21 protein-coding genes are annotated in these 20358 nt (G+C 56.3%); 13 read left to right on the top strand and 8 right to left on the bottom strand.

The features are described from left to right. Positions 1–73: 73 nt before the first annotated feature. The gene (locus HNR64_RS15235) at positions 74–1129 is read left to right on the top strand and encodes a trypsin-like peptidase domain-containing protein (RefSeq protein ID WP_286693855.1); all 1056 of its coding nucleotides are present in this window, start codon (positions 74–76) and stop codon (positions 1127–1129) included. On the opposite strand, the gene hisC is transcribed toward HNR64_RS15235, so the two are convergent. From hisC to HNR64_RS15205, 6 genes are all read right to left on the bottom strand, one after another. Then, entirely contained in the window at positions 1126–2187 is a 1062-nt protein-coding gene (hisC, locus tag HNR64_RS15230; protein ID WP_204997285.1) for a histidinol-phosphate transaminase, read from the bottom strand. The two genes, HNR64_RS15235 and hisC, sit on opposite strands and share 4 nt — an antisense overlap. Next, positions 2180–3502, bottom strand: coding sequence for a histidinol dehydrogenase (gene hisD, locus HNR64_RS15225; RefSeq protein WP_204997284.1), 1323 nt, complete (start codon positions 3500–3502; stop codon positions 2180–2182). The genes hisC and hisD overlap by 8 nt, the downstream gene beginning before the upstream one ends. Before the next feature lie 2 nt (positions 3503–3504). Then, a complete protein-coding gene (gene hisG / locus HNR64_RS15220) occupies positions 3505–4152 on the bottom strand; it encodes an ATP phosphoribosyltransferase (RefSeq protein ID WP_027874560.1) in 648 nt (215 codons plus the stop codon). A 63-nt stretch (positions 4153–4215) separates the two neighbouring features. Beyond that, complete coding sequence (murA, locus tag HNR64_RS15215; protein ID WP_204997283.1) at positions 4216–5481, bottom strand: UDP-N-acetylglucosamine 1-carboxyvinyltransferase; 1266 nt, start codon at positions 5479–5481, stop codon at positions 4216–4218. A 35-nt stretch (positions 5482–5516) separates the two neighbouring features. Then, positions 5517–5744 carry a BolA family protein gene (locus tag HNR64_RS15210; protein WP_027874562.1) on the bottom strand — a complete coding sequence of 76 codons (228 nt, stop codon included), beginning with the start codon at positions 5742–5744 and terminating at the stop codon, positions 5517–5519. 85 nt (positions 5745–5829) lie between these two features. Continuing rightward, positions 5830–6504 carry an MlaC/ttg2D family ABC transporter substrate-binding protein gene (locus HNR64_RS15205; RefSeq protein ID WP_204997282.1) on the bottom strand — a complete coding sequence of 225 codons (675 nt, stop codon included), beginning with the start codon at positions 6502–6504 and terminating at the stop codon, positions 5830–5832. A gap of 202 nt (positions 6505–6706) precedes the next feature. Between HNR64_RS15205 and HNR64_RS15200 the strand changes: the two genes are divergently transcribed. From HNR64_RS15200 to yjgA, 12 genes are all read left to right on the top strand, one after another. Continuing rightward, positions 6707–7675 (top strand): KpsF/GutQ family sugar-phosphate isomerase, encoded by a 969-nt coding sequence (locus HNR64_RS15200; protein ID WP_204997281.1) that lies wholly within the window; start codon positions 6707–6709, stop codon positions 7673–7675. Between the two features lie 13 nt (positions 7676–7688). After that, positions 7689–8210, top strand: coding sequence for a KdsC family phosphatase (locus HNR64_RS15195; protein WP_204997280.1), 522 nt, complete (start codon positions 7689–7691; stop codon positions 8208–8210). Then, positions 8211–8783, top strand: a complete 573-nt coding sequence (gene lptC, locus HNR64_RS15190) for an LPS export ABC transporter periplasmic protein LptC (RefSeq protein WP_204997279.1) — start codon at positions 8211–8213, stop codon at positions 8781–8783. Then, on the top strand, positions 8770–9327 hold the full coding sequence (gene lptA / locus HNR64_RS15185; RefSeq protein WP_204997278.1) for a lipopolysaccharide transport periplasmic protein LptA: 558 nt from the start codon (positions 8770–8772) through the stop codon (positions 9325–9327). Before lptC ends, lptA begins: the two co-directional genes overlap by 14 nt. Before the next feature lies 1 nt (position 9328). Then, positions 9329–10054 carry an LPS export ABC transporter ATP-binding protein gene (gene lptB / locus HNR64_RS15180; protein WP_204997277.1) on the top strand — a complete coding sequence of 242 codons (726 nt, stop codon included), beginning with the start codon at positions 9329–9331 and terminating at the stop codon, positions 10052–10054. Between the two features lie 143 nt (positions 10055–10197). Next, positions 10198–11691 carry an RNA polymerase factor sigma-54 gene (locus HNR64_RS15175; RefSeq protein WP_204997276.1) on the top strand — a complete coding sequence of 498 codons (1494 nt, stop codon included), beginning with the start codon at positions 10198–10200 and terminating at the stop codon, positions 11689–11691. 69 nt (positions 11692–11760) lie between these two features. Then, positions 11761–12048, top strand: coding sequence for a ribosome hibernation-promoting factor, HPF/YfiA family (hpf, locus tag HNR64_RS15170; RefSeq protein ID WP_204997275.1), 288 nt, complete (start codon positions 11761–11763; stop codon positions 12046–12048). 29 nt (positions 12049–12077) lie between these two features. Further along, positions 12078–12527 (top strand): PTS IIA-like nitrogen regulatory protein PtsN, encoded by a 450-nt coding sequence (gene ptsN / locus HNR64_RS15165; RefSeq protein ID WP_204997274.1) that lies wholly within the window; start codon positions 12078–12080, stop codon positions 12525–12527. 2 nt (positions 12528–12529) lie between these two features. Beyond that, positions 12530–13387 (top strand): RNase adapter RapZ, encoded by an 858-nt coding sequence (gene rapZ, locus HNR64_RS15160; protein ID WP_204997273.1) that lies wholly within the window; start codon positions 12530–12532, stop codon positions 13385–13387. Between the two features lie 18 nt (positions 13388–13405). Beyond that, a complete protein-coding gene (locus tag HNR64_RS15155) occupies positions 13406–13675 on the top strand; it encodes an HPr family phosphocarrier protein (RefSeq protein ID WP_027874573.1) in 270 nt (89 codons plus the stop codon). Between the two features lie 130 nt (positions 13676–13805). Further along, positions 13806–15164, top strand: a complete 1359-nt coding sequence (gene mgtE, locus HNR64_RS15150; protein ID WP_027874574.1) for a magnesium transporter — start codon at positions 13806–13808, stop codon at positions 15162–15164. A 37-nt stretch (positions 15165–15201) separates the two neighbouring features. Continuing rightward, positions 15202–15726: a ribosome biogenesis factor YjgA gene (gene yjgA / locus HNR64_RS15145; RefSeq protein ID WP_338061863.1), complete on the top strand. Its 525-nt coding sequence runs from the start codon at positions 15202–15204 to the stop codon at positions 15724–15726. A gap of 2 nt (positions 15727–15728) precedes the next feature. On the opposite strand, the gene HNR64_RS15140 is transcribed toward yjgA, so the two are convergent. Both HNR64_RS15140 and HNR64_RS15135 read right to left on the bottom strand, forming a co-directional pair. Then, positions 15729–16535, bottom strand: a complete 807-nt coding sequence (locus HNR64_RS15140) for a carbon-nitrogen hydrolase family protein (RefSeq protein ID WP_204997272.1) — start codon at positions 16533–16535, stop codon at positions 15729–15731. Then, positions 16532–20344 carry a YhdP family protein gene (locus HNR64_RS15135; RefSeq protein ID WP_204997271.1) on the bottom strand — a complete coding sequence of 1271 codons (3813 nt, stop codon included), beginning with the start codon at positions 20342–20344 and terminating at the stop codon, positions 16532–16534. Before HNR64_RS15135 ends, HNR64_RS15140 begins: the two co-directional genes overlap by 4 nt. Positions 20345–20358: the final 14 nt, after the last annotated feature.

Here is a 20358-nt window from a genome sequence, read left to right as displayed (position 1 = left end):
ACGCCCCGCCGGACGCCAGAACCACAGCCTGCTCCCGGCTAACGATTATGCTGCTGAAAATTGAGGCGCTGCGGTGAAACTGCACTTTCTGAAAACGCTTTTCTGGCCGAGTATCTGCGGATTGCTGCTCGGGCTCTTCATCCTCTCTTACCAGCCAGGCGGCGCAGCACCGGGCGATTTCTCAGCAGCCGTGGAGAAGGCAGCACCTGCGGTCGTTAACATCTACACCACCAAAGTGGTACAGCAGCGCCACCCTCTCGCCAACGACCCCTTGTTCAAGCACTTCTTTAATCGCAGTGGCAGGGCACGGCAACACTTGGAGCGCAGCCTTGGCTCGGCGGTTATCGTCGACAAGCGCGGCTATCTGCTCACTAACTTTCACGTTATTAAAGATGCCGACGAAATTTTGGTGATGCTGCAAGACGGCCGCCAAGCGCTGGCCAGCGTGATCGGCAGTGATTCCGACACCGATCTGGCGGTACTCAAGATCGACCTGGAAAACCTAACCGCGATCCAAGCCGGGCAGCCAGAGCAGGCGCGGGTTGGCAATATTGTGCTGGCCATTGGCAACCCCTACGGCTTTGGCCAAACCGTAACCCAGGGGATCATCAGCGCAACGGGACGCTATGGACTGGGTTTGAGCCAGTTCGAAAATTTTATTCAAACCGACGCCGCGATCAACCCCGGCAACTCCGGCGGTGCATTGATCGACCGCGACGGCAAGCTCCTGGGCATTAACACGGCGATTTATACCCAGAGTGGCGGCTCCACAGGTATTGGCCTTGCGATACCCACCGACCTTGCGCTGCGCACGATGAACGACCTCATCCGCTACGGACGGCCGGTACGCGGCTGGCTGGGGATTGAAGTTCAGCCTCTGGGCACAGGCACCAATGGCGTGGTTATCACAGGCCTGGCCAGGAATGGTCCAGCGGCCACCGCGGGTCTTCAACTGGGTGATATTTTAACGGAGATCAACGGCGAGAAAGTTGGCGACGGCCACGCCGGGATGAGACTCATCACCGACACCCGCCCTGGCGAAACCGTTCGACTAGGCCTGCTGCGCAGCAACAAACCATTCTCGGTAACCACTAAAGTTACGATGCGCCCTGAGCAACAGGGCGGCTAGCGGGGAAAGCGAGCGTCGAAAGACGCCAACAACTGAGCATGCTGCTCGGCAGTGCCCACGGTAATACGCAGATAATTATCGATACGCGGCTGCTTGAAGTGCCGCACAATCACCCCATCCTCTCGCAGGGCCGCGGCAATATCCGCGGCTGCCAGCGTCCTGTGACGCGTAAACAAAAAATTTGCCGCAGAGGGCAGCGACTCAAACCCCCGCTGGCTGAGCTCAGCGCGCAAGCGCTCACGTTCGGCAATCACCGCATCACAGCACTGCGCAAAGTACTCGCGATCGTTAATCGCCGCTTCCGCCCCCGCTAATGCCAAACGGTCCAATGGGTAGGAATTGAAGCTGTTTTTTATCCTATCCAAAGCGTCAATCAGCTCTGCTGAACCAATCGCCAAACCTACTCGCAGGCCCGCCAAGGAGCGCGACTTGGAGAAGGTTTGCGTTACCAGCAAATTGGGATATTCATTCACCAAGCCGACCGCCGACTCGCCACCAAAGTCGATATACGCCTCATCAACAACCACAACGGTTTCGTTGTTCACCGCCAGCAAACGACGAATTTCATCCAAGGGCAGCAAGCGTCCAGTGGGGGCATTGGGGTTAGGGAAAATAATGCCACCATTGATGCCGGTGTAGTCACTGACATCTATCGCAAAATCGTCCGTTAACGGGATGCGCTCAAAAGGAATGTTATACAGCTGGCAATACACGGGGTAAAAGCTATAGCTGATATCGGGAAAGAGCAGCGGGCGGCCGTGTTGGAATAGACCATTAAAAATATGAGCCAGCACCTCGTCGGAGCCATTCCCCACGAACACCTGCTTGGCTTCAACGCCATAATAATCAGCAATCGCCGCCCGCAAGCTGTCCGCATTTGGGTCCGGGTACAACCGCAAATCATCACCCAGTGCCGCTTGCATTGCCTCGATAGCCTTAGGCGACGGTGGGAAGGGATTCTCGTTGGTATTGAGCTTCGTCAACTTGCTCAACTTGGGCTGCTCGCCCGGCACGTATGGCTCAAGCTCTTTGACGCGAGGGCTCCAAAACCTACTCATCGCCACCCCCATCCCGGAGTCGATACTCGGCACTTCGCGCGTGTGCCGTCAGTGATTCACCACGCGCCAACACCGACGCGGTTTCAGCGAGCACAGCAGCGCCGGCGGGAGAGCAGTTAATCACCGAGGAGCGTTTTTGGAAGTCATACACGCCAAGCGGCGATGAAAAACGCGCTGTGCCTGACGTCGGCAGCACGTGATTCGGTCCTGCGCAGTAATCCCCCAAGGCTTCCGGGGTGTGCCTGCCGAGAAAGATCGCTCCTGCATGACGGATCTGCGGCAAATATTGCTCGGGCTCGTCAACGGATAGCTCTAAGTGCTCCGGCGCAATGCGATTCACCAGCTCGATAGCTTCCGACATATCCGCCACAGCGATCAGCGCGCCGCGCTCACTCAGCGAACGCCGGATCATATCCTCGCGCTCCATTGTCGGTAAAAGTCGGTCGATGCTTGCCGCCACTTGATCCAGATATTCCGTGCTGGGCGATATCAATAATGATTGCGCGTCTTCGTCGTGTTCGGCCTGCGAGAACAAATCCATAGCGATCCAATCGGGATCGGTTTTGCCATCACAAACGACCAGAATCTCGGAGGGGCCCGCGATCATGTCCAAGCCCACGCTACCAAAAACTTGCCGCTTTGCCGTGGCGACATAGATATTGCCAGGCCCGACGATCTTATCCACCTTGGGAATGGTTTCGGTACCATAGGCAAGTGCCGCAATCGCCTGCGCGCCACCTATCGCAAACAACCGATCCACCCCAGCAATGGCGGCAGCGGCCAAGACCATATCATTCACCTGACCACTCGGCGTGGGGGACACGGCAACCAACTCAGCCACCCCAGCCACTTTGGCTGGAATTGCATTCATTAATACTGACGAAGGATAGGTTGCCTTGCCACCCGGCACATACAAACCCACGCGATCCATAGGCCGCACTTGCTGGCCAAGCACCGTTCCATCAGCCTCTTGATATTGCCACGACTCCTGACGCTGATGCTCATGGTACAAACGAATTCGCTCCGCCGCCCGCTCCAGAGCCTGCCGCTGCTGCGCATCAATACGCTGCAATGCCGCGTGCAACTGTTGCTGGCTGAACTCCAGCTCGGCAACTGACGCCGCTTCCACGTTATCGAAACGGCGCGTGTAGTCTAGCAGCGCCGAGTCGCCGTGCTCACGTATATCGCCCAGCACACCGGCGACCGTACTCACCACGCCCGCATCCGACACAGAGTCCCAGGCGAGCAAAGCATCGAGCCGGGCATCAAAGTCCGGCGCGCTACGGCTCATTCTGTTGATCACTGCCTTGCTCATTTTCAGGCCTCCGCGGCTCGTGCGCTAACTGCCTTTTCCAAATCATTGATAATGCCCTGAATGACCGCGTGCTTGCGCTTCATTGCCGCCCGGTTCACCACTAACCGCGAACTCACTGGGGAGATCAGTTCCAGGGGCTCCATACCGTTCGCTCGCAAGGTATTACCGGTATCAACGATATCGACGATTAGATCGGCAAGATCCATCAGCGGCGCCAGCTCCATGGCACCGTAAAGCTTGATCAATTCCACTTGAATACCGCGCTCGGCAAAGTGGCGGCGGGCAACGTTTACAAACTTTGTCGCAACGCGCACGCGCCCTTGAGGCAGCGGCTCGCCCACCCGCCCAGCGGTCATTAGCTTGCACCGCGCGATGTTCAGATCCAGAGGCTCATACATGTCCTCAGCCCCTAACTCGAGCAGCATATCTTTACCGGCAATGCCGATATCAGCCGAGCCAAGCTTTACGTATGTGGGTACGTCCGTACCTCGGATCACGATCAATTGAATATGGGGATGATTTGTCGCGAAGATCAACTTTCTGCTACTGGAAATATCCTCCAGCGGTTCTATACCCGCCTCCGCCAAAAGAGGCAGCGTCTCTTTGAGAATACGCCCCTTCGTTAGCGCTATGGTAATTGGCTGATCCACGCTTACAACTCCCGAATTAGGCTTTACCGCCAATACTTGCGGCAATGGCCAGACTAATATTTTTTAACTGCTGACCCGGCGAATGTCGGCGCCGAGCGACAAAAACTTTTCTTCAATACACTCGTAGCCGCGGTCAATATGGTAGATGCGGTCCACGAGTGTCTCACCGTCAGCCACTAAACCAGCAATCACCAGACTCGCCGACGCGCGCAAGTCGCTGGCCATTACCGGCGCACCTTTCAGGCGTTCAGTTCCGGTAATCAACGCGGTATTGCCATCGACGCTAATGTTCGCACCCATACGATTCATTTCGTGGGTTTGAATCAAGCGGTTTTCAAAGATGGTTTCGCTCACTTTGGCAACGCCCTCAGCCACCGCATTCATCGCCGTGAACTGCGCTTGCATATCTGTGGGGAATCCCGGGTATGGCACCGTCTTGAAACTCACGGCCTTGGGACGTCGGCCTTCCATATCCAGGCTAATCCAGTCTTCGCCATGCTCAATTTTCGCGCCGGCTTCTTCAAGCTTAACCAACACAGCATCTAGCGTGTTGGGATCGATATCCCGCAGTTTAATATTGCCGCGCGTTGCTGCAGCGGCAACTAAGTAGGTTCCCGCCTCTATGCGGTCTGGCATCACCGAATAACTGCAGCCACCTAACTTTTCTACACCATCAATGGTGATGGTTGCACTACCATGGCCGGAAATCTTGGCTCCCATCGCGATTAAGCAATTCGCCAAGTCAATAATCTCTGGCTCTCGCGCCGCATTTTCCAGAACTGTTCGCCCCTCGGCCAAACACGCCGCCATAAGAACATTCTCGGTGCCGCCGACGGTGACCATATCAAACAAAATATGGGCGCCTTTCAACCGCCCGTTGGGACAGGTTGCGGTGATGTAGCCTTCATCGACTTCGATCTGCGCGCCCATGGCCTCCAGGCCACGCAAATGCTGATCAACAGGACGGCTGCCGATCGCACAGCCGCCGGGGAAAGACACTCTGGCGCGCCCAAAATGGGCCAAAAGCGGACCAAGCACTAGGATCGACGCCCGCATGGTTTTCACCAATTCGTAGGGCGCGGTGGTCTGCTTCGTTGTGGCACCGTTGATTTCAACACAGAGTTTCTCGTCGACCAACAACTCAGTACCCATGCTACGCAGCAGGGCGATCATGGTAGTAATATCGTGAAGATGGGGCAGGTTACTGACTCTTATCGGCTCACTGGATAGCAGAGTCGCCGCCAGTATCGGCAGGGCCGCATTTTTTGAACCTGAAACGCGTATCTCTCCGCTGAGCGGACCACCGCCGCGGATTAACAATTTATCCATGAGAGCTCCTGCGCCGCCAACTACCTATTTGCCCATCAGGCTTCGGCAGGGGTCAGCGCCTTAATATTAATAGCGTGGAGAGAACCGTCTTTAATCCAGTCGTTCACGGCGGCATATACCAGCTGCTGACGCTTCACCGGGCGAAGACCGGCAAAGGCATCGCTGATCACTTGCACATCGTAATGATTACCTTCCCCACTCACTTCAAAAACACCATCTGCGAAGTGTTCGCGGAGTCGCGCCAGGATCTGTTCTGCTTGCATGCCTAAGGTATTCCGTAAATACAAAAATTAGGCGACGAATTGTACGCAATTGCGGCGGTCTTGGCGAGAAGACCGCCGCAGGTCTTCACTTGGCGGCCTGCTCCATCACCTCTCTCGGAGCAACCGTCCAGTTGTCGATCACTTTATCAATGTCGCCATCATAGGTCGCCACTGCGGTAGTGAACTGGTTTTGGTAGATCAACCCCAAATTCAGCCCCTCTATGATCACGTTGCGCAGCATCCAGTTACCGTCGCGTCCACGACGAAGGGTATAAACAACTTCATAGGGCTCAGCACGCTCGCCGTAGATGTGCTGGCGCACGCCGACGCTACCCGATAAATCCGCATCCGCAGGCAGCGGAAGTACTTCTATTTTGTTACCATTGAAACCAAGCAGACCCTTTGCGTAGGTGTTGATCAAACCGTCTTTGAAGTTCTTGGTAAAGCGAATCACATTGTCGCGAAATTGCTCCCGCTCCTCTTTGGTGCGCAAGCTCTGGTAATACGCACGACTACCGTATTTGCCCATTACCCCGCGAGCAAAGCTCTGGAAATCCACAACCTCATCCATAATTCGACGCACTTCGTCGTTAAAGCGTTGCGGATCTTCAGCAACGTACTCGCGCGCCTCTTCAATCACTTTCATCAATTCCTGAGTGGTACCCGCCACCACTTCATGAGGCCCGCGCTGTGCGTCAGCCGCCGACACGGCGCCCGCAAATACCACCAAACCCAGCGCCAAAAGCATTTGTTTGAACATTTTTTTATCTCCGATAGTTAAGCCACGACCTGCATTACCGCGAATAGCCTGCTCTACACCCTTGCTAAGACAGCAGTTTACGGAATTGGCTCCCCGCACGACGACGAGGTAAACCTGTTAATTTTTCACATTGGAAATTATCATAGCGAAAATTAGCCGCCGCTTAACGGCATTATTGCAATAACGAGGTTTCCTCCCAACGATGGCATCTTCTTATCTCGACACTGCTAAACGCGTTATTCGCATGGAAGGAGACGCCGTCGACGCGCTCGGCGAGCGTATCGACGACAGCTTTAATCGCGCCTGCGAACTTCTTCTAAACTGCAAGGGCAGAGTCGTTGTCACCGGCATGGGTAAATCGGGCCACATCGGCAACAAACTGGCGGCGACCCTGGCCAGTACAGGCACCCCCGCATTTTTTGTACACCCCGGGGAGGCCAGCCACGGCGATATGGGGATGATTACCGCCGGCGACGTGGTGATAGCCCTGTCAAACTCGGGATCAACTGCAGAACTGGTCACCCTGATCCCGCTGCTTAAGCTACTGGCCGTACCCGTGATCGCCATGACGGGAAAGCCCAACTCGGAGCTCGCCAGCAGCGCGGATGTCCATCTCGACGTCGGCGTAGAACAAGAGGCCTGCCCACTGAATCTTGCCCCGACATCCAGCACGACCGTAACACTTGTAATGGGCGATGCGCTCGCCATCGCGTTACTGGAGGCCCGCGGTTTCACCGCCGATGATTTTGCCTTCTCTCACCCCGGCGGCGCGCTGGGTCGACGCCTGCTGCTGAAGATCGACAATATTATGCACACCGGGGAAGCCATACCGCACATCAATACTGGCTCCAAGCTCAGCGATGCCCTGCTGGAAATGAGCAGTAAAGCGCTGGGTATGACCACGGTACTCAATGAAGACGGCAGCCTGGCGGGTATTTTCACAGACGGCGACTTGCGGCGCGCGATCGACCGCGGTATTGACATTCACCAAGCGAAAATAGACGACGTGATGACCGCCAACTGCCGCAGCATCAAGCCCGGCACACTGGCCGCAGAAGCACTGCGCATTATGGAAGATAATAAAATCACCGTCTTGGTCGCTCTGGACGATCACGCAAAACCCGTCGGCGTGATCCACACCCACGACCTGCTTAAAGCCGGCGTCGCCTAAAACAGGGAACACCATGCAAACCATTCTCGAAAAAGCAAAAACGGTCACCCTGCTGGCAATGGATGTCGACGGCGTACTGACCAATGGCAGCCTGTACTTCGGCAATAGCGGCGAGGAAATGAAAGCGTTCAGCATCCTTGACGGGCTCGGTATTAAACTGCTGCGCGACGCCGGCATCCGCCCCGCAATTATCACCGGCAGAACCTCTGAACTGCTGCTGCGACGCGCGCGAGAACTGAGCATCGAGTTAATCTACCAAGGCAGGGAAGACAAAGGCACGGCACTCGAAGAACTGCGCCAAGACCTCAAACTAAGCTACGATCAAATCGCCTACGTGGGTGACGATTTACCCGACTTAGCCGCGATTCGAGCAGCGGGCCTGGGCATTACCGTCGCCAATGGTCACCACTTCGTCGCACGCCACGCCGATTGGCAAACGCGTGCCGCGGGGGGCAGTGGCGCTGTGAGAGAGATCGCCGAGCTTATTTTGATGTCTCAAGGCAAGCTCAACGACGCACTTGAGCAGTTCCTGTAAATGGCTGCGCCGTCATTCAATATCAACGCTGCATCGGTCCTATCGGTACTGGCCGCTATCGCGGGCACCGTGATCTACCTCACGCAATTTAGTGAGAGCGGGAAATTGAGCCTGACTGACAGCTTCGAAGCCATCCCCGATGTTGACTCCCACCTCCAGGGCATCGAAGGCTTGAAATATCGCCAAGACGGCAATGTGGCATACCGCTGGCGCGCCGACAGTGCCGAACGCATGATTTCCTCGGGCAGCATTCAGCTCAATCAGCCCTTCTACATCGGCAATATCGGCGAGCAGCGGCCGTGGACGGCGCAAGCCATTACCGGCACACTGTCACAAAATGGCCAACAACTGCAGTTGCGTGGCAGTGTTGTTGTTGAAGACTTAATTCGCGAAGCGCAAATCCACACAGAGCAACTCAGCATTGACCTAGAGCAAAGCCTGGTTGCGACGGATCAGCCACTGCGACTGCAACTACCCAATGGCGAAACCCAGTCGGAGGGCATGACGGCCGACCTCGTTAACGAGAAAGTCGAGCTGCTCGCGAAGGTAAAAGGACACTATGAACCGCAATAATCTACGCACCTTCGCTATTAGCGCCCTGCTCTGCCTCGCCAGCAGCGTGCACGGTTTGCCTGATGACCGCCGCCAGGCCATCAACCTCAGCTCAGATAAAGCCACCTATGAAAACAATCGCGGCATTTATACGGGCAACGTCAATATGTCGCAGGGCAGCCTGATTATCCGCGCAGACAAGCTGATTATTGTCGAGGCTGACAGAAAAGTAACCAAGGTTATTGCCCATGGCAGCCCCGCCCATTTTGAGCAACAACCCCGCGCCGGGGAAGGCGTCGTGGTCGCCAGTGCCCGACTCATAGAATACAGCCTAAATGCCGAGGAAATCCTGCTGCAAAAAGATGCCACCATCCGACATCAAGGCTCCAAGATCAGTGGCGATCGCATTGTATACAGCGGGCGCAAGCAAATGGTCATTGCCGATGGCGGCAGCCACAAACTCGATGGCAGGGTACAAATGACCCTACAGCCTCAGCAGGGCGTGAGTGATACCGATAGCCCCGCGCCAAGCACCACCCCCGACACCCCGGAGACTCCCCGCTAACATGCCCGTATTGAAAGCCAGCAACCTCGCTAAAGCCTACAAAGGCAGAGAGGTAATCAAAGACGTCTCCCTGAGTATTAACAGCGGTGAAATAGTCGGCTTGTTGGGTCCCAACGGGGCGGGAAAAACAACCTGTTTTTACATGATCGTCGGCATCGTCAACGCCGACCGCGGCCGCATTCAGCTCGACGACAAAGACCTGACACCGCTTTCCATCCAAGGTCGGGCCAAACACGGCGTTGGCTACCTCCCTCAGGAAGCATCCATATTTCGGAAGCTGAGCGTCGCTGACAACATCATGGCGATATTGGAGACCCGCAGCGACCTGAATCGCAAGCAACGCAAAGAAAAGCTCGATGCACTGCTACAAGAATTTCACATTGCCCATATTCGCCAATCGCCGGGTATGGCGCTCTCGGGCGGGGAACGGCGCAGAGTAGAAATTGCACGAGCACTGGCCACCGAGCCCAGTTTTATTCTGCTCGACGAGCCCTTTGCCGGGGTAGACCCCATATCGGTGAACGATATTCAGCAGATTATTCGCCACCTGCAGGCGCGCGGCATCGGCGTCCTAATTACCGACCACAACGTGCGAGAAACCCTCGATATCTGCGAAAAAGCCTACATAGTTGGCGAAGGTCGCATCGTTGCTGAGGGCAATGCCGAGGCCGTGCTCAACAACCAAATCGTGCGGGACATCTACCTCGGCGACACATTTACCCTTTGATCAAAAAATCGGCACAGCAATTGCTTTAAACGCCTATTGCAGCGGTGCGGCTGCGGGACTACACTGACCCTGAAGCATAGTCGTTTATGGCTACATAACGGCATTTAATCCCTCAGGTATGGTTGTAGTAGAAGTCATTGCCTATGAAACAATCGCTCCAGCTAAAAGTCGGTCAGCAGCTGACCATGACGCCCCAGCTGCAACAGGCGATTCGTTTATTACAGCTCTCCACCCTCGACCTTCAACAGGAAATTCAGTCGGCACTGGACTCCAACCCCCTGCTGGAAGTAGAGGAAGACAGCGACAGCCCGGAACCCCAGAGCAGCAACAGCCAGAGCGAAAGTAACGCCAATGAGGCTGACAGCAAAACGACCTCTGCTGAGGAGGCACCCAGCAACGACGCCGACAGTGAATGGGCCGAGCGCAGCGACATCCCCGAAGATTTGCCGGTAGACAGCCAGTGGGAAGACGTCTACCAAAGCTCCGCACCAAGCTCCTCCGCGGCCGGTAGCGCCGACGACGATTACAACAATGACTATCGCCACGGCAGCTCAGAGTCGCTCCAGGACCACCTGCGCTGGCAACTCAACCTCAGCCGGCTCTCCGAACTTGACCGCATCGTCGCTGATGCCATCATCGACGCGATCGATGAAAAGGGGCGGCTCACCGTCAGCCCCGAAGAGCTGGTGGACGCCTTCGACGACGACAATATCGAAATAGAAGAAGTGAATGCAGTCCTTCACCTCATCCAGCAGTTTGACCCCCCCGGTGTTGGCGGCCAGGACCTTCAAGAATGCTTGTTAATTCAACTTCGGCAGCTCTCCCCAGACACCCCATACCTGGCTGAAGCGCTGCAGATTGTCGAGCAGCATATGCCGCAGCTCGGCAACCGTGATTACAACCAAATCATGCGTCGCTGCCGGCTAAAAGAAGACCAACTGCGCGACACCCTGGCACTCATTCAAACGCTGAACCCCACTCCTGGTGACTGCGTGGGCAACGACGAAACAGAGTATGTGGTACCAGACGTATTCGTCAGCAAAAAAGAAGGCCGCTGGCTGGTTGAGTTAAACCCGGACATTGCCCCGAAAATACAAATTAACAGCCACTACGCATCGCTCGCCAAAGACAGCGGCACCAGCAGCGACAAAGACTATATTCGCGACAACCTCCAGGAAGCGCGCTGGTTCATTAAAAGCCTGCAGAGCCGCAACGAAACACTGATGAAAGTCGCCACCAAGATTGTTGAGTATCAGCGCGGATTCTTGGAGTACGGCGACGAAGCGATGAAACCGCTAGTGCTCCACGATATCGCCGATGCAGTGAGCATGCATGAATCGACGATCTCACGGGTTACCACGCAAAAATATATGCATACCCCGAGAGGCATCTACGAACTTAAATATTTTTTCTCCAGCCACGTCTCGACCGATACCGGAGGAGAATGCTCCTCCACGGCTATTCGTGCACTAATCAAAAAATTAATTGCCGCAGAAAATCCCAAGAAACCGCTAAGCGACAGCAAAATCACCCAACTGTTGGCCGAGCAAGGCATCAAAGTTGCCCGGCGAACCATTGCAAAGTATAGGGAATCACTAGTCATTCCGCCCTCTAACGAACGGAAAAGACTGGTCTAATAAGGCCCCAAAAGGCCCAAACAACGCGCCGGGAGGCGCCGGATGTTCTCAGCGATGAAGGAGCAAGATATGCAAATAACCGTCAGTGGTCACCATGTTGAAGTTACCCCGGCACTTCGCGATTACGTCAACAACAAACTCGCCAAGCTGCAACGGCACTTCGACAATATCACCAATACCGACGTTACCTTGTCAGTAGAAAAGCTGGTTCAAAAAGCTGAAGCCACCGTACATGTGGCTGGCGCCGATCTGTTCGCCACCTGTGAATCAGAGGATATGTACGCGGCCATCGACAGCCTCACCGACAAGCTCGATCGCCAGCTTATTAAACACAAGGAGAAAAACCTGGGCCACTAAAGGCCCGGGGATGTTCCGGAAACGTAAACATGACCCTTGATTCAATACTCAGCCCCGGACGTACCCACTGCGGTACGTCTGTGGGCAGCAAGAAACGCCTACTGGAACAAATTTCTATTTTTGTCAGTGAGGATAATGCGCAATTCAACGCCGACGAACTGTTCAACGAACTGCTCGCCCGCGAGCGACTCGGAAGCACCGGTATCGGGCACGGGGTTGCGATTCCCCACTGTCGCAGCCAGCAGTGCACCGAAATTACCGGCATGCTGCTTAAACTTGCCGAGCCTATCGACTTCGAAGCGATAGACGACCAACCCGTGGACTTAGTGTTTGCGTTGATCGTTCCTGCCGAAGCACACGACGAACACATTAAAGTGTTGGCAAGCTTGGCCAACGCCTTCAACGATGACGCTTTCCGCCAGCAGCTTCGCAGCGCAGACAGCGACAGCAGTCTTTATGAACGTGCGGTAGCGAGCTAGGCGTGAAGCTTATTATTCTCAGCGGCCGCTCAGGTTCGGGCAAAAGCACGGCGCTGCACCAGCTCGAAGACGAAGGCTTTTACGCCATCGACAACCTGCCGGTGTCACTGCTGCCCGCACTCGTTACCGAACTCTCTCAAAGCACACTGAAAGTTCATCAGCAGGTTGCTGTCTGTATCGATGCGAGAAACTCACAAACGGAGCTCGCCCGCTTCCAAGAACTGTGCAAACAAGTTCGAAGCCTGGCCAGCTTGCGTATTCTTTTTTTGGATGCCAGCGACGACAAGCTCATTAAGCGTTTCAGCGAGACCCGCCGACGGCATCCACTGAGCACCGACTCCCAGCCGCTTAGCGACGCGATAAAGCAAGAGTCTGCGCTGTTGGAGCCCATTGTCGCCGAGGCATCGCTGACCATCGATAGCAGCGACATGACTGTGCATCAATTGCGCGCCACCATACGTGACCGCGTTCTCGGCGTCGACGCTAGCCGCATGGCATTACAACTAAAGTCCTTCGGCTTTAAGCGCGGCCTACCCATTGATGCCGACCAGGTCTACGATCTGCGCATGCTCCCCAACCCTCACTGGGACGAGGCGCTGCGCAGCCTCAGCGGCCGCGACGACGCCGTTCAGCACTTCCTCGATGCCCAGCCGCAAGTCCAACAGATGTATAGCGACATACTCACTTACCTGCTGCGCTGGCTGCCTGAGATAGAATCTGCCGGTCGCAGCTACTTCACCATCGCGATCGGTTGCACGGGTGGACAACATCGCTCAGTATACATGGCCGAAAAGCTGGCTAAGGCGCTTCGCGACACCTGTCCTGGCCTGCAAGTTCGCCACCGCGAACTTCAGCACTAACCTGGGCTGGACAAGGCGATGCAAGAAATCCAAATTCCTATCATCAATAAACTCGGCCTTCACGCCCGTGCTGCGTCCAAATTCGTGACCACCAGCACCGCATTTGCCTCTCGCATTCAGGTGTCGGCGGGGCAGCAATGGGTCGACGGAAAAAGCATCATGTCGGTAATGATGCTCGCCGCCAGCAAAGGCATGACACTGCACATTCGCTGCGAAGGGGAAGACGAACAAGCAGCCCTGGACGCTCTCGTCGACTTGATCGAACGCCGCTTTGACGAAGGCGAATAAATCAAATACTGCGCATTTCAGCGCGATTTCGCCCGTCTGCAATTGTTGCCCAGCGAAGATTAAAGGATAATTCTCGCCACACTGTGTGACTGCTATCCAGCAGAAAGCCGAACGCAACGCAGAGAGCTATATGGCCCAAACCGCAGAAAAGCCCCAAGCTGAAAGCCGCCTAGAGCTACTGAATGAAGCTCTGGGCTCCGGCGCGTTTCTGCAAATTCGGCGTATGCTCAACGGCCTGCCGCCCGTCGATGCCGCCCACCTTATTGAGTCGACACCGCAAAAAGTACGGGGCGTGCTGTGGCAACTTGTCGATACCGAAAATGAGGGTGACATTCTCCAGCACCTGAGCGACGAGGTGCAGAGTCAGTTCCTGCGGCACATGGATGCCGAGGAAGTCGCCGCGATCACCGAGGGCCTCGAAACCGACGATATCGCCGACATACTCCAGCAACTTCCGGACCGCGTGATTCGCGAAGTGCTGGAGTCGATGGACCATCAAGACCGTGTGCGCGTTGAGCACATACTGTCCTACGACGAGGACAGTGCCGGTGGTCTGATGAACACCGACACCATCACTGTGAGGCCGAACATCACCCTGGATGTCGCGCTGCGTTACCTGCGGCGGCACGAAGAGCTTCCCGCAATGACCGATAGCCTGCTGGTCGTTAACCGTAATGACCAGTTCATTGGCTCACTGTCGCTGCGGAAACTGCTGGTCTCGGACCCCAGCGTTACCGTTCGTGAAATCATGGACACCGAGGTGGAGCCCATTGTGGCCTCCATGCCTGCGCGCGATGTTGCCAACCTCTTCGAGCGGCGGGACTGGGTCAGTGCCCCCGTGGTCGACGATAATCAATTGCTGCTTGGCCGAATCACCATCGATGACGTCGTCGATGTTATCCGCGAAGAGTCCGACCACTCACTGATGAGTATGGCCGGTCTGGATGAAGACGAAGACACCTTTGCATCGGTCATGACCACCGCGCCGCGCCGCGCCATTTGGCTCGGCATCAATTTGTTGACGGCCTTTATTGCCTCCGGTGTTATCAACCTTTTCGAAGGCACCATTGAAAAAGTCGTCGCACTGGCCGTACTCATGCCCATTGTCGCGAGCATGGGCGGTGTCGCCGGCACACAAACCTTAACCGTGGTGATTCGCGGGATGGCCCTTGGCCATATCAGCCGCAATAACAGTCGCTGGCTGATCAATCGAGAGGTTCTGGTAGGACTCATGAACGGGCTGCTGTGGGCACTCATTGTCGCGCTGGCCGCCAGTTACTGGTTTAACGACCCCTTAATCGGCGCTATTATCGCCGCCGCCATGGTAATTAACCTGATCACCGCATCACTGGCCGGCGCCATTTTGCCGCTGGTAATGAAGGCGCTGAACATCGACCCCGCGTTAGCTGGCGGCGTAGTGTTAACCACGGTTACCGATGTTGTCGGCTTTATGTCCTTCCTTGGATTAGCCACGTATTTTTACGCTTGAGTTCCACTCAAGCCAAGCCGATAGAGCAACCGTTATTGTGACCGATATAGACGATCAAGAACGCCCGAGTAAAACCGCACTGAAGCGCGAAATGGAAGCCCTGCAAAAACTGGGCAGTCGCCTCGTGGGCTTAAGCAATGCCGACCTGGCCCGGGTTCCCATCGACGACCCCGACCTTGAGGAAGCCATCGCCACCGCGCGGCGGATTAAGAGCCGCGAGGGGCTTCGCCGGCAAATGCAGTACATCGGCAAACTGATGCGCCGCATTGATGCCAGCGGCATTGAAGCCGCCCTGCTTGAACAGGAGCAAGGGCAAAAAGCATTGGCGCGACGCTTTCACGAGCTAGAGGACTTGCGAGACGATATGCTGGCCGCTGGCGTGAAGGGCGTCGACGCCGCACTGCAACGTTTCCCCAATGCCGATCGACAGCGACTTCGCCAATTACTCATGCAAGCTGGCAAAGAAAAAACGGCGAATAAGCCGCCCGCAGCAGCGCGCAAGCTCTTTCGCTACCTGCGCGAACTTCAGCAAATTGCCAACGAAGAAGAAAGCCAGGCGTAAAACTAGAATCGCCGGTGTTGCGACACTGGCATTTCTTGACGCAGCGCTCGCTGCGCCGCCATGTCGATGTCAGCTGTCGCAATACCGGCGCCAAAGCCGAGTTCGGCGAGTACGCGCCCCCAGCTGTCAATCACGCAGGAACCTCCGGATGTCTCTCGGCGCGCGCTGTGAATACCCCCCTGATTTGCGGCAATAACCGCTACCTGATTTTCAATTGCACGCGCCCGCAGCAGTGGCAACCAATGCGCCAGCCCCGTGCGCCGCGTAAACGCCGCCGGTAGCGCCAACAATTCCATCCCGTCATCGAGCATCAGGCGAAACAACTCGGGAAAGCGCAGGTCGTAACAGACCGCTACGCCAAGCCGCCCCCAGGGGGTATCAATAACGCAGGGGCGCTCGCCGGGAGCGTAGCGTTCCGACTCCCGGTAGCGTTGCTGTGCATCGCCAACGTCGGCATCAAACAAATGTAACTTGCGATAATCGGCGACACACTCACCGCGGTCATTGAAGACCAGCGAGGCGGCATAACAACGACCATCCGCCGCAGGCAGTGGCAGCGTTCCCGCGACAATCCACATCCCCAAACGTTTAGCCTGCTCGGCCAGCCGCCCCCGTATCTCTGCGTGCTGCTCCCGGCAAGCCAATTCGGCCAGCGCTGAACCACTGTCAAAACAGGCAAAATTTTCTGGCAGCACCGCCAGCTGCACTCCCTGACGAGAGGCATTCTCCAGATGCTCCAACGCGTCATTCAGGTTGACGCTCACCGCTGCGCCGGACACCATTTGCACCGCTGAGACACGAAGACTCATGGCGCAACCTGCGATGGCGTCTCTTGCCCCTTCAACTCAGTGGGTGAGACGTCAAAAATCTTTTTGAAGGAGAGTTCAGGCTGTTGAACAGTGCCCCGAATGTCATACACCGCACTGGAGAAGCTATCGACTTGCTCTTCGAACACTTTGGTTACCACATACGCTCCCGCAGCCGCCGGCAAGCCGCCAACCAGCGCCGCGACCCAGGGCAGGTTACTGCCAACAGGCAAGGTGGCAACGAGTCGCATATCTAAGGCCTCCGACACGAGGTCAATATTACCGCTCATCTGAAAACGGCTCGACGGCCCGCTGACTTCCAGTGGCTGGGTTAGCACCAATCGTTGCTGACCAAAGCCCAGTTCACCGCGCATGTCGTCAAAATGTACGCCTTTGCGGAAGACATCTCGAAAATCAAATTTCAAGCGGCGCACGATATTGGTCATATTAAAAATACCCAACACGCGCAATGCGCCACTGGCCGCATCTGAGGTCTTTAAAAACCGACCATTCTTTAAGGCAAATTTCACTCTTCCCTGACTCGCGCTCATCGCCCATTGGTCCGGTGAGCCTGGCCAGCTAACATTGATATCAAAGCCGCCGGAGCGCGTCTCTAGAGAGCGCTCATAACCGAGCGAGCTGAGCACTTTGCCCATATCGCGAACCGCAAATTTGCCCTTGAGCTGAGAGCCTCGGCGACCATTTTCCTGATACCACCAATGCAAAGCGTTTTGCCTGCTGGCGTCGCCCAGGTCGATGCCCAACACTTGCCCACGCAGGGCTAAGAAATGCGCGCCAAACAGGTCTGTGCGAAGGTCAAAACCGACACGGCCATAGTTTTTCTCGCCAATACTGAGTGATTCAATATCGACATCCAAGGCCGGAAACGACCTCGGATCAATATCGCCCAGATGTTCGGCAGCGGAGCCACTGCTGGCAAGGCTTGGCAGTGCGAGACGCTCCAGCATCAACACATAGGGGTCACCCAGCTGCGATGGCAGGGCAATGTTCCCTGCTACCTCGTCACTGTCGACACGCAGCGTCCAATCCCCGCCTTCAGACCGGGCACTGATATTTGCGGAATGGAGGATTCGCCCAAGGACTTCCAGTTCATCGACCTTCAAGCGATCGACAAACACCGGGATTCCCCCTCCCGTCGTGGCAACAGGTTGCAGAGACTGCCATTCTAAATAATTGTCGAGGGCCAGCTGCCACTGATCCATGGCAGCAAACGCCAGCCCCCCACCAATACTCAACGCGCCCTCGCGCAACGGCGCTCGGTTGCCATCGCCCAGTGTCACGGAAATAGCGCCATCACGCTGGCGGTACTGCAAACGAAACAACTCAGAAAGCTCGACGCTGAGCGGTGCCCCTGAACCGGTAAAGGACTGATAAATTTTCAATGGCCGAGGCTCATCGGCGGCCTTGTATAGCGGCTGTGGCAATCGCACTTCCACTCCGCGCATCGCCGACTCGATTTCAATCCCAGGGCGCTTGCCACCCGCTTGCACATGCACACTCACATCTGTGCGCCCCTGCAAAAAACCGAGCGCAGGCTGCTGTAACCATGCGCGCACGGCGGCCATGTCCATTTTCCCGGACGCCTTCACATGGACGACGTCATCGCGCTGCTCTATGCGTCCTTGAATAGGCTCCCCCAACACCGACGCCCGCAAGCCTGAACTATTCAAACCGCTATCACTGCGATACTGAAGGGGGCCACGGACGTTATTCAAGGACAAATTAACATCCGGCAAGGTAAGCTCTGACAGTGCTAAATCCGCGTGCACCGCCACCTCTGCACGCGGCTCACCGACTAACGGCATTGTCAGCGCGAAGCTGCTGTCCACCACACCTTCCATGCGCCAGTCATTTAACACTCCCCCCGTCATTGCCCCGAGGGGGCTGCGCTTAAACAGGTCCTGAACAGCCGTCGCTTGCACACTAGCTGCGGTATTCACTGTTAGTACCGGGCCATCATGATCATCCAGGCGCACATCAACCCGTGGCAGCTGCATGCCCACGAAATTTCCCGCATACGCCGTGGCCCACACCTGCCCGTCATCGAGGTAGACCTGCGCCTGCTCAGAGGCAACCTCGGGCCACTCATCGTGAAAGACCAACGCCAACGCCCGCGTATCAAGCTTCAACTGCACCGTGCGCCCATCGTGGTCGCCACTGCGTAGCGACCCCCGGTATATAAATTCAGCCGTGGCTGCGCGGCCCGCGCGAATACTTTGATCCAACCAGCTCCGCAAGCCGGCATCCAGCACCTCGGGAACATAGGCCTTCGCCGACGCCAGCGGTAATTGCTGCGCCGCTATTGCCAGGGTCATTAGCGGTGGCTCTGGGGCCTCTTCTGACAGTGGCAGATCTAAACGCAGCAGGGCTGTTAGCGGTGCGTCTCCGTCTCGCGCCTGCAGCGGCGAGCTTCGCAGTACCAGCCGATCATTGTTCAACTGCCAATGTACCTCGCCGCTCATATTGTCGAGCGTGAAGGCCTGGGGGTATAAATTGGGAAACGCCAGGCTAAGCGTGTCGGTATCGATCACCGCGGTTCCGGTATTTTCATCGAGCTCCAGGTAGCCATTTACCCCCTCTGCACCCGGCGCCCCTTGCCAGGGCGCTAGCGCGACATTGGAAAGCTCACTTCGCAGCGAGAAGCTGGATGCTTCGCCGCGCTTAATATTCAAATGGAGGTTGTTAAGCCGCCCCGATGGTTGCAAGGTATCGAGGGTGTCCTGCAGGTCACGCTTCAGCACACCGCTGTCGCTCAGCAGCGCCGTACTTGCAGCCAAATCCAGCGCGGGCAGAGAAAATGTCCACGACACGGCGCCCTGATGGGTGAGCGACAGGCCCGCCAAATCCAACTGCTGGTCGCGCCACTTGGCCGAGAAATCGCTAAAGCCTATCTGCCAGAAGTCACCGCGGTGATGGCCGACAAACTCCATTGAGACATCGTGAAATTGTTCTGTCGACCCCCACAGAGCACCCGCCGCCAGGGTATCTGCCCGAATCGCCCCCTTTGCCACCATGCGGCGCCCCGCTTGCCAAGTCAGCCAAAGGCGACCGTCCACCGGGTTGTGAATAATCTGCTGATTGCGAAACAGAGGAGCGAGGGCTGAGAAGCGACTGTCATCAAGCGATACAAATGCCGACGCCCGGAAATCGCGATCGCGCGGGTCACCATAGGCTTCGGCAATTAGGCGGATCTCGCCGGTTTGATCCGCACTCAGGCTGGCATAGCTACGCCGAAAATGCCCATCGCTCGACCAACTGAAGTCGCGACTGCGCACCGAGGTTTTGCTGCCATCAGCAAACGTTAAGCTAACATCCAGGCTTTGCATACTCGCCCGACGCACCGCGAGTACAACATCGAGTAGGGTGTCTAGATTTGTCCCGCCACCGCCACCGGACATGCCGGGGATCGACCAGCGCCCGGCCTCATCTTGAAGTAAGTCGAGCTCAATGTGACCCACACGCAGTTGCTTAAGCCGTGGACCAACACCGAGCAAACTGCCAATTGGATCGAGCACCACCTTGGCTCGGTCCAGCTTGATGGCACCGCCGCCAATATCCAGGCTTTCCACGCGCAATACCGGCGACAGCCCCGACCAACTTCCCGTCAGCGCCTCCGCCTGAAGTTCAATACCAAGCGCCGCCTCAAGTTCGTTAAAAATTTCCGCTTGGTAGCGCGACACCAAGCCGATGTATTGACGCCCCAAACTGGCGTAGAGCGCCAGCAGCACGAGTAGCAGCAGTGCTAAGCTCCAGACCAGAGCGTAGGCTCGTCGCAACAATCCCTGTAGCATCGCGATCAAGCCAC

The organism is Spongiibacter marinus, assembly GCF_016906995.1.
Lineage (GTDB): Bacteria > Pseudomonadota > Gammaproteobacteria > Pseudomonadales > Spongiibacteraceae > Spongiibacter > Spongiibacter marinus.
The sequence above is the reverse complement of the archived record's forward strand: the minus strand, read 5'-3'. Positions and strand labels throughout refer to the sequence as shown.

Coding starts and splice junctions, on each gene's coding strand:
- hpf (WP_204997275.1), top strand. CDS start 11,761: ATGCAAATAACCGTCAGTGGTCACCATGTTGAAGTTACCCCGGCACTT.
- HNR64_RS15140 (WP_204997272.1), bottom strand. CDS start 16,535: ATGAGTCTTCGTGTCTCAGCGGTGCAAATGGTGTCCGGCGCAGCGGTG.
- lptA (WP_204997278.1), top strand. CDS start 8,770: ATGAACCGCAATAATCTACGCACCTTCGCTATTAGCGCCCTGCTCTGC.
- mgtE (WP_027874574.1), top strand. CDS start 13,806: ATGGCCCAAACCGCAGAAAAGCCCCAAGCTGAAAGCCGCCTAGAGCTA.
- HNR64_RS15175 (WP_204997276.1), top strand. CDS start 10,198: ATGAAACAATCGCTCCAGCTAAAAGTCGGTCAGCAGCTGACCATGACG.
- HNR64_RS15205 (WP_204997282.1), bottom strand. CDS start 6,504: ATGTTCAAACAAATGCTTTTGGCGCTGGGTTTGGTGGTATTTGCGGGC.
- murA (WP_204997283.1), bottom strand. CDS start 5,481: ATGGATAAATTGTTAATCCGCGGCGGTGGTCCGCTCAGCGGAGAGATA.
- ptsN (WP_204997274.1), top strand. CDS start 12,078: ATGACCCTTGATTCAATACTCAGCCCCGGACGTACCCACTGCGGTACG.
- HNR64_RS15195 (WP_204997280.1), top strand. CDS start 7,689: ATGCAAACCATTCTCGAAAAAGCAAAAACGGTCACCCTGCTGGCAATG.
- hisD (WP_204997284.1), bottom strand. CDS start 3,502: ATGAGCAAGGCAGTGATCAACAGAATGAGCCGTAGCGCGCCGGACTTT.
- HNR64_RS15155 (WP_027874573.1), top strand. CDS start 13,406: ATGCAAGAAATCCAAATTCCTATCATCAATAAACTCGGCCTTCACGCC.
- HNR64_RS15135 (WP_204997271.1), bottom strand. CDS start 20,344: ATGCTACAGGGATTGTTGCGACGAGCCTACGCTCTGGTCTGGAGCTTA.
- lptB (WP_204997277.1), top strand. CDS start 9,329: ATGCCCGTATTGAAAGCCAGCAACCTCGCTAAAGCCTACAAAGGCAGA.
- HNR64_RS15210 (WP_027874562.1), bottom strand. CDS start 5,744: ATGCAAGCAGAACAGATCCTGGCGCGACTCCGCGAACACTTCGCAGAT.
- hisC (WP_204997285.1), bottom strand. CDS start 2,187: ATGAGTAGGTTTTGGAGCCCTCGCGTCAAAGAGCTTGAGCCATACGTG.
- lptC (WP_204997279.1), top strand. CDS start 8,211: ATGGCTGCGCCGTCATTCAATATCAACGCTGCATCGGTCCTATCGGTA.
- HNR64_RS15200 (WP_204997281.1), top strand. CDS start 6,707: ATGGCATCTTCTTATCTCGACACTGCTAAACGCGTTATTCGCATGGAA.